The sequence below is a fragment of the Sandarakinorhabdus sp. genome (assembly GCF_032115815.1).
In the GTDB taxonomy this organism is placed as follows: Bacteria; Pseudomonadota; Alphaproteobacteria; order Sphingomonadales; family Sphingomonadaceae; genus Sandarakinorhabdus.
The window spans coordinates 1-8,597 of the sequence record NZ_JAUMBI010000068.1 but is presented as its reverse complement, the minus strand read 5'-3'; the positions used below and the strand labels follow the sequence as shown (position 1 = coordinate 8,597).

Annotated in this window: 4 protein-coding genes and 1 tRNA gene; 2 read left to right on the top strand and 3 right to left on the bottom strand. The window is 63.8% G+C overall.

All coding sequences use genetic code 11. From position 1 onward, the window contains the following. On the top strand, positions 1-2,639 hold a 2,639-nt coding region (locus tag RT662_RS04095; RefSeq protein WP_409530134.1), incomplete at its 5' end, for a TonB-dependent receptor. A 133-nt stretch (positions 2,640-2,772) separates the two neighbouring features. Here RT662_RS04095 and RT662_RS04090 read toward each other — a convergent pair. The 3 genes from RT662_RS04090 to RT662_RS04080 all read right to left on the bottom strand — a co-directional run bounded on the left by RT662_RS04090 (position 2,773) and on the right by RT662_RS04080 (position 7,572). Further along, positions 2,773-2,849, bottom strand: a tRNA-Pro gene (locus tag RT662_RS04090). Positions 2,850-2,917: 68 nt separating this feature from the next. Continuing rightward, on the bottom strand, positions 2,918-4,582 hold the full coding sequence (locus RT662_RS04085) for a DUF885 family protein (RefSeq protein WP_313669384.1): 1,665 nt from the start codon (positions 4,580-4,582) through the stop codon (positions 2,918-2,920). Positions 4,583-4,620: 38 nt separating this feature from the next. Continuing rightward, positions 4,621-7,572, bottom strand: coding sequence for a TonB-dependent receptor domain-containing protein (locus tag RT662_RS04080; RefSeq protein ID WP_313669382.1), 2,952 nt, complete (start codon positions 7,570-7,572; stop codon positions 4,621-4,623). Between the two features lie 249 nt (positions 7,573-7,821). On the opposite strand from RT662_RS04080, the gene RT662_RS04075 reads away from it, so the two are divergent. Further along, positions 7,822-8,597 (top strand): methyltransferase domain-containing protein (locus RT662_RS04075; protein WP_313669381.1); only part of this gene is annotated, 776 nt, incomplete at its 3' end.

Sequence of the window (8,597 nt, the reverse complement as noted above, 5' to 3'; positions counted from 1 at the left end):
CGCTTCAACAGGGCAACAGCCGCACACGGTTCATCCGATTGCTGGGCATCACCACCATGCTGGCCGGCCTTGCCAGCCCGGCGCTTGCTGCCGATGATCAGGCCACCGCGGCCGCCGAAGAGGAAAAGGGCTTCGAGGAAATCATCGTCACGGCCACTCGCACGGCCACCAGCATCCAGAAGGTGCCGATCTCCATGCAGGCGCTCAGCGCCGATACGCTGCAGCAGCGCAGCGTGAAGGGCCTGACCGATTTTGCCGCGCTGATCCCGTCCGTCTCGTTCGCCGGCCTCGGGCCGGGCCGTACCGAAGTGTATTTCCGCGGCATCGTGCCGGCCGGCGGCGCCTATCCGGCCACTGGTTATTATCTCGACGATATCTCGATCAACGTGAACGGCCTGCCCGATGTCCACGTCTATGACGTGGAACGCATCGAGGCGCTGTCAGGCCCGCAGGGCACGCTGTTCGGCGCCGGCTCGCTGGCCGGCACCATCCGCGTCATCACCAACAAGCCCAAGCTCGGCGAGTTTTCGGGCGGCATGGACCTGGAAGCCAACAAGTTCGGCGGCGGCGATTTCGGCGGCCAGGCCCAGGGCTTCATCAACATCCCGGTCACCGAAACCCTGGCGATCCGCGCCATGGGCTATTACCGCAAGGAAGGCGGCTATGTTGATAACGTGCCGAACAACGGCCTGTTCAACGATGGCCGGCCCGCTGTTCTGGCGCTGGGCGATGAAAACCCGCTGACCAGCTTCACGCTGAACAACGCCAACAAGGCGCGGAACAACTACAACAGCATCGATGAAGTCGGCGGGCGCCTGTCGCTGCTGTGGGAACCGGTCGAAGGCTGGTCGATCAACCCGCAGATCACCGCACAACGGCAGATCTCGCTGGGCTATTTCGGCTTCGATCCCCGGGTGGGCGACTTGCAAGTGCATGATTATGACGACACCCGCCAGGACGACAAATGGTACCAGGCGCAGGCCACCATCCACGGCCATATCGGCGATTTCGACGTGGTCAGCGCCACCGGCTATTTCCGCCGCAACATCAAGCTGTTGAACGACTACACCTATTACACCGTGGCCTATGACAGCTTTGGCCCCGGCTATGAGAGCTATCTGCAATTCTTCGACAAGGCGGGCTGCACCGGTTCGGGCGCTTCGCTGCGCTGCTCCACGCTGCTGAACCCGCAGCAATATTACAGCGGCAACCGCAACGAGCGCATCTTCACCCAGGAACTGCGCTTCAAGACGCCGCAAAGCTGGCCGGTCGACATCACGTTCGGCGGTTTCTATCAATATCAGAAGAACGAGATCAACGACGAATACGCCACGCGTGGCCTGGGCGATGTCGCTGGCTATACCGAATCGGGTGGCGGTGATCGCACCGATTTCGCCACATCGTTCGGCGTGCCGGTTGATCAGGGCGGCAGCATGATCCTGGGCACGCCAGCCGTTAAGGGAGAGGCTTTTTACCTCGCCGAACAGGACCGCGTCACCCGCGATTATGCCGTGTTTGCGGAAGGCCATTACAACATCACGCCAACCCTGAAGCTCACCGGTGGCATCCGTTATTTCTGGACGGAACTGAACCTGGTCGGCTTCGCCGGTGTCGCCGCATCGGCGCAGAACGTGCGCAGTACCGTGGCGGCCACTGGCCAGGCGGGCGGTTGCCCCACCCCGTTGTCGGCCACGGAACGCCTGACCTGCCTCAACACCAACTTCTCGCGCCCCGATCACCAGCTGATCTATCGGGAACAGGGCCAAACCCACAAGATCGCGCTGGATTGGCAGGTGGCCCCCGGCAAGATGATCTATGCCAACTATTCCACCGGCTTCCGTCCCGGTGGCCAGGGCCGGCCGCTGCGCATCGGTGGCCAGGTCTATGCCGTGGCGCCGTTCCGCTCGGAAGATCTGACCAACTATGAAATCGGCTTCAAGACGACATGGGGCAATGTATTCCGCCTGAATGCCGCCTTCTACCTCGAAAAGTGGAACGACCTGCAATATTCGGTGGTTGTCGCCGGCGCCCAGGGCGCGGGCATCACCGGTAACGCCGGCAATGCCGAGGTGAAGGGGGTCGAGTTCGATGCTGATCTGCGGCTCGGCCAGTTCACCATCTCGACGTCGGGTTCGTACAATGATGGCAAGCTGAAGGGCAATTTCTGCAACTTCGCCGCCAACGCCACCACCTTGTCCATCGCCCAGTTGGCGTCCTGTACGCTTGGCGCCTTCGCGCCGGGCAACCCGCCCACGCCGGAAGTCGCCGCTGCCGATGGCACCCGCCTGCCGCGTCAGCCCAAGTTCAAGGGCACCACGCAGGTGCGCTATGATACGATGCTGGGCAAGATGGATGCCTATATCCAGGGTGCCGCCCTGTATCAGACCGGCGCAACCCAGGATCTGAACACCGAGCTGAACGACCTGCTCGGCAACTCGGCGGGCTTTATCTCGTTCGATTTCTCGGCCGGCGTGAAGAAGGACAAATGGTCGGTGGACGTGTTCATCCAGAACGCCTTCGATCGCCGCGGCATCCTGACGACGAACGCCTTCTGCTCGATCTCGATCTGCTCGGGTTCGTCGCGGAACTTCCCGATCCGGCCGCAGTTCTTCGGCGTGAAGTTCGGCCAGCGCTTCTGACGCTGCGTCGCGGCTGAAATGAAAAGGCCCCCGCGTACCAACGCGGGGGCCTTTTTCATTTCTGAATGGATGGTCAGGGAGACAGGATTGGCTGCGCCGTTCCTGTGCTGCGAAACCGCTTCGCGGTGCATTTTGGTCGGGGAGACAGGATTCGAACCTGCGGCCCTCTGCTCCCAAAGCAGATGCGCTACCAGACTGCGCCACTCCCCGACGCCCGCAGTCCTTGGGGAAATGCGGTCGCAACGTCAAGCGCGCGTGATGGCGCTGGCCACTACGGGCTAATGCGCCGGCAGCGGATCCTTGTGCCAGAAGTGGCGAATCTCGTCGTCGAAGCCGGTCATGTCATAGCGGATTACCGACATCGGCAAGCGCCCGGCGGCCATGAACTCGTCGTGGAACTGCTTGAGCACGAACTTGTCGCCCAACTGGTGGCGACGGTCGGCCAGCAGCTTCTGCATCTCGATCATGCCCACCGTGTAGCCCAGGCCATAGCCCGGCGGGCGGCGCAGATAGATTTCGGCGTCCACCCGCGCGACATTCTTGTCGAGCCAGGGCGTCCACTTCTGCCAATCGGCCACCACTTCGGGAACGGTCTTCTGATTCAGCTGCAGTTCGATATCGCCGGCCACGCGCACGGCGCGGAAAATGCCGAAGATATCGATCAGTTCACGCACCCGTGGCCGATCTTCCATGAAACCAAGGCGTTGGGCGGCCTCTTCCAGATAGACGCCCCAGCCTTCGCCGCGCACGCCGTCGCCGATGAACCCGCGAATGGGCCGCTTGTCCCGCCGGGCCATCTGGCCATCAAAGGCATGGCCGGGCAACGTCGCGTGCAGCAGATCGGGCGTCGGATCGCGATATTGCACCTGCTCCCAGAAATTGGGGCCATCGGGGCGCACGATCCACGGCACGTTGATGTAAAGATCGCCGATATCTTCGGGCACGGTGATGATCTCTTCGCGCGCAATCCACTCGCGGATCAGCTTCATCGTCCGGTCCTTGCGGCCAGCATAATCTTCGGCCGTCGTCGGCAGGTTCAGCGGCGCAGCCTTGCGGTTGCGATGCTCCTCCAGCGCGTGGACCGACCACAGGCGCTGGGTTTCGCGGGCGCCCAGCACCATCAACTGATCAGAGTTGTAGGGCAGCAGCTTGACGTTCTTGAGATACCAATCAAACCGCGCCTTGCCGACCCCGGCCTTGGCCGTCATCGCCGGACGGCCCGCCTTCAGCCAGGCCTGAAATTCCACGGTGGCGGCGCGTGCCTTGCGGATATCGGGCAGCAATTCCGGCTGCTGCTTGGCAGCGCGACCGGCCAGATCATCGAGCCAGCCAAGCACGCCCGGAGGCGGCACCGGCCGATAGGGGTGACCATGGCCGACGCCATCGGCGGTATCGATATTGTGCAGGGCCAGATCGGCATAATCGCCGGGCACGTTCTTCAGATTGGCCTTGGCCGTGGCGGTGAGCGTGGGCACATCGGCGAGGCGCGTTTTCAGCTTGGCGAGCGCATCGCCCTTGGCCGGCAGCTCGGCGAAACCGATGTCGAGCATCTTGTCGACATAGAAACCGGGATCGCGTTCCCATGGTTTGGCTGCCTCGATCAGGAAATGATGTTCCAGCATCTTGGCGCGGGCCGCCAGCCATTCGGCGCGTTGGCCGCGATCCATGGCGGCGACGTTCATGTTCTCAACGCGGGCCAGATATCCGGCCATGGCGGTGCGTTCGGCAGCCATGCCGGCAGCAGACCAATCCGGCGTGCGCGCCATCCAGCCGCCCCGCCAGGTGCGGAACTCCGCCCACACGCCGAGCAGATCCTGATAACTGCCCTGCCCGCGCGGTGGCCCGGCATGGGCCATGCTGGCACTTTGGGCGGTGGCCATCGCGATCGGGGTGGGAACCGCCAGCGCGGCCATGGCCACTACCAGCAACAGTCTTGCCTTCATCCCTGTTCTCCCCTTCATGCGATGGCCGCCGGTTCCGTTCAGAAGCGCGTGCCGATGCCGATGAAATATTGGCGACCGATCACGTCATACAGCTGCGGGTTGGTGTTCGAATCGCCACCTGCCGCAAAGCCCATCACCGGCGGCTGGTTATCCAGCACGTTGTTGATGCCGCCAAAGATCGCGATGTTCTTGGTGATTTCGACACGGGCCGAAATATCCCAATAGGTTTCCTTGCCCACCGTGCCGGATTCCGACGGCGGCGCCCCCGGCAGCAGATCAAGGCTGCCGACCATGCGGACCTGGTTGCGGACGGAGACAGGGCCGCTCTTGTAGTCGGCGCCGAAGAAGGCGCGGAAGGCCGGCGAGATGCGGGTCGAATCCGACGAGCAGGCGCCGCCGTAGAAGCCGGCGCAATCGATGGTGGGCAGGCCGGTGATCGGCACGGTGGTGTTGGCAAACTGCCACGACAGATTGGCCGACAGGTCAAGCTTGCTGCTGTCCCCGATGTTGAAGAAACTGGGCAGTGCCGTGGTGTAATTGGCGCCCACGTCGAGGCCGCGCACCCGCCGTTCGGCGACGTTGAGCAACGGCGCCCGCACGAAGTTGATATTGCCCGAGAAGGTGTCGCGCACGATGGACTGGCACGGCACCGAGCTGCCCTCCAGCGTCGAGAAGCAGGTATCGATCAGCACCTGCGCCCCAACCTGGGCAATCGCGTCGCGCACCTTGATGTCATAATAATCGATGGTGAACGCCAGGCTGCGCAGCGGCCGAATGACGGCACCCAGCGTCAGCGTATCGGCCTTTTCTTCCTGCAGGTTGCGGTTGCCGCCGCTTTCGGTGCCAAAGCCCTGGCTGGCACCCACGGTCAGCGTGTCGATGAACGCGGCCGGCACGCCCTGGGCCACGCACAGCGTCTTTTGCGCAGCGCTGGGCCGGTTGACGGCAAGGCAGGGATCGCGGCCACCGATGAAGCCCTGGCCGGTGGGCGCGAAGAGTTCGGACAGGTTCGGCGCGCGGATGGCGCGGCTGTAATTGCCGCGCAGGCGCAGCCAGTCGTTCACTTCCCAATCCACCGCACCGCGCCACGTCGTCACGCCGCCGATGGTGTTGTAATCGGCGTAACGCACGGCGCCTTCCACGGCCAGCATCTTGAAGAAGGGCATATCGGCCAGGATCGGCACCCGGATTTCGCCGAAGACTTCGAACAGGTTGAACGAACCAGCGTTGCGGATCGGCGGCACTTGCACGGCGGCCAGATCGTTGGACAGCGCCACTTCGTCGGGACGGATGGTGAAACTGTCCCTGCGATATTCGACACCGAAGGCCGTGGCGACCATGCCGGCCGGCAGCTTGATCAGATCGCCGGCAAGACTGCCGCCCGCCACGGTGCGCTTGAAGGTGCTGGCCGTGGTTGTGTCCACGCTCAGGAAATCGGCCATCTGCGGGGTGAGCGTATCATTGCCGAAGATGTTGACCGGGATGCAGCCCGGGATGATCGCGTTGCGGCAGCTGGCCGTGCCGTTGGCGTTGACCACCACGTCAAGACCGGCGGTCGTGCGCGAGCGCGACAGCAGATTCTGCCGCTCGCTGTCTTCATCCACCTGCTGATACTGGAAGAAACTGTCCCAACGCCATTGGTTGCCGCCCACATCGAACTTGCCGCGCAGGCCGGCGGTGGCGTTGAAGCTGTCGGTGGCGAAACGCACGGTGCGCGGGCCGAATTCTTCAAAGCGGCGGCCATAGCCGCGCACGGTGTAGGTGCCATCACCATCCGGATCGAAGAAGCCGGCATTGGCGGCAAAGAATGTCCGCTGCGCCGCGGTCAGCACCGGGTTGGTGAGCGCGTTCGGGATCAGCACGGTGCCGGCGGCCTGCCCTGACGAGGACGGGTTCACCGCTTCGGCCGCCTGCTGGAAGCTGTTTTCCTTCTTGGTGAAGAAGAACTGGCCATAGGCTTCGATGCCGCTGGTCAGTTCATAATTGGCCGTCACCGCGGCCTGATAACGCTCCATCGGGCGCAACAGGAAATTGGGCGCGGCATAGTTGAACTGGTCACGCAGACGGCAGAAGGGTTCCGGCCGGCCACCGGGCTGGGTGAAGCGGATACCGGCATTGCCCACGTTGCAGGCGCCCGACGCGTTGTTCAGATCCGGCACGCCATTGATCTGCGCCAGCTGCGCCGCATTCAAGGCGATGGCGCCGCCGGGGATATTGCCCGAACCAAAGGGCTGGAACTTGCCGGTGGCATCGGCCAGCAGCGGCAGGGCGCTGAATTCGCGATCACCCATCAGCACCTGATCGCGCTTGGTGTAGCTGAAATAGGCCGTGATGTTGCCGCGATCATCCGGCGCGTTCACGCCCATCATCACGTCAATCTTGTGGCTGGTGCCGTCGCCCCGATCGGTCTGCCCAAAGGTGTAATTGGCCTGCACGCCTTCAAAGCGCCGCTTGAGCGTGAAGTTGACCGCACCGGCAATGGCATCCGAACCATAAATGGCCGAGGCGCCGCCGGTGATCACTTCCACCTTTTCCAGCATCAGATCGGGAATGGTGGCCAAATCGGTGAGGCCGGAGAAATTGGCCGGATTGAAACGCCGCCCATCAACAAGGACGAGCGTGCGTTCCGGGCCGAGACCGCGAAGATCGGCGGTGAGCACGCCCGAACCGCCGGACTGGTTGGAGCTGGAAGTGCTGTTCGGCTGCAATTGCGGCAACTGGTTCAGCGCGGTTTCCAGCGTGGGAACGGCCTGCGCGGTGAGGATATCGGCGCTGAGGGTGACAACCGGGCTGCTCGATTCAAGATCGCGACGCGACAGGCGCGAACCGGTGACGATGATGGCCTGATCCTCGCTCGCGCCGCTGGCGGCGGCCTGCTCCTGGGCGGCAACCGCCGGAGCGACGGCCAGGGCCGTCAGCGCCGTTGCCAGCCGCAGTTTCGTCGCAATCGAACGCAGTGCGCACAGCGAACCCGAATTTGCCCGAACCATCGTGATAACCCCCATGTTGTTGCTATCTCCAGCCAGATAAATCTCTATTTTATCAGAGACTTGAAGAACGCAGCGGTCACTCCCATGCCAATGCGGAAGGCCACCACTCCCTGCGCCTTCCCCCGTATGACAGGCAGATAACAGCGCCATGTGCGCGCCCTGTCAATCGTGAATGCACGCTAAGCGCACGTTAGCTCGCTATGCGAACAGATTCCTTGGCAGGTGTGGCGAATTTGCTATCGTGGCGCGGTGACTCCGCCCGCCGCCCCCTCTCCAGACCCGCGCGCCATCCAGGACTGGCAACGTTTCTGGCAGGACGCCGGCATCGATGGTTGCACCACGACGCTGCCGCCGGCGGTGGCGGCCAGCATATCCGGCGGCTGGCAGGCCCTGCTGTCGTGCGTGCCGCCTGCCATGCGGCTGCTGGATGTTGCCTGCGGGCGCGGCGCGATCCTGGCGCTGGCCCGGGCGCAGGGTTTCACCGATGTGTGCGGGGTGGATCTGGTGGTGATTGACGGCGCCGATCCGGCGATCACCGGCGGCGTTGATGCGGCGCATTTACCGTTTGCCGATCAGAGCTTTGATATCGTGACGAGCCAGTTCGGCATCGAATATGCCGGCCTGGCTGCGGCCGGGCTGGAGGCTGCCCGCGTGGCGCGCCACCACCTGTGGCTGCTGCTGCATGCCGCCGAAGGCCCGATCGCTGCCCAGGCCCGCGAGCAACTGGACCAACTGGGCTGGCTGCGCGACGAGGAAGGCGCATTCGCGTTGATCCGCTCGCACGCCAGCGCCCCCGACGCGTCCACTTCTGCCCGCCTGCAGATCCTGCGCGTCCGGCTGGTGGCACGGGCGGAAACCGCGGAGAACACCACGCTGCTCGAAGGCCTGTGGCATAACATCGGCGACATGCAGAACGGCGACGCCAGCCGGGCGGCGGGCATGGTCAGCGAGCTGGAGGCCTATGCCACCCGCCTGACCACCATGGCCGCCGCGGCACCCACGGCCGACGAGACGCAGCAGCTGCG

Bases quoted from the DNA above. Each gene is read 5' to 3' on its own strand.
- RT662_RS04085 (WP_313669384.1), bottom strand. From the start codon at position 4,582: ATGAAGGCAAGACTGTTGCTGGTAGTGGCCATGGCCGCGCTGGCGGTT.
- RT662_RS04080 (WP_313669382.1), bottom strand. From the start codon at position 7,572: ATGGTTCGGGCAAATTCGGGTTCGCTGTGCGCACTGCGTTCGATTGCG.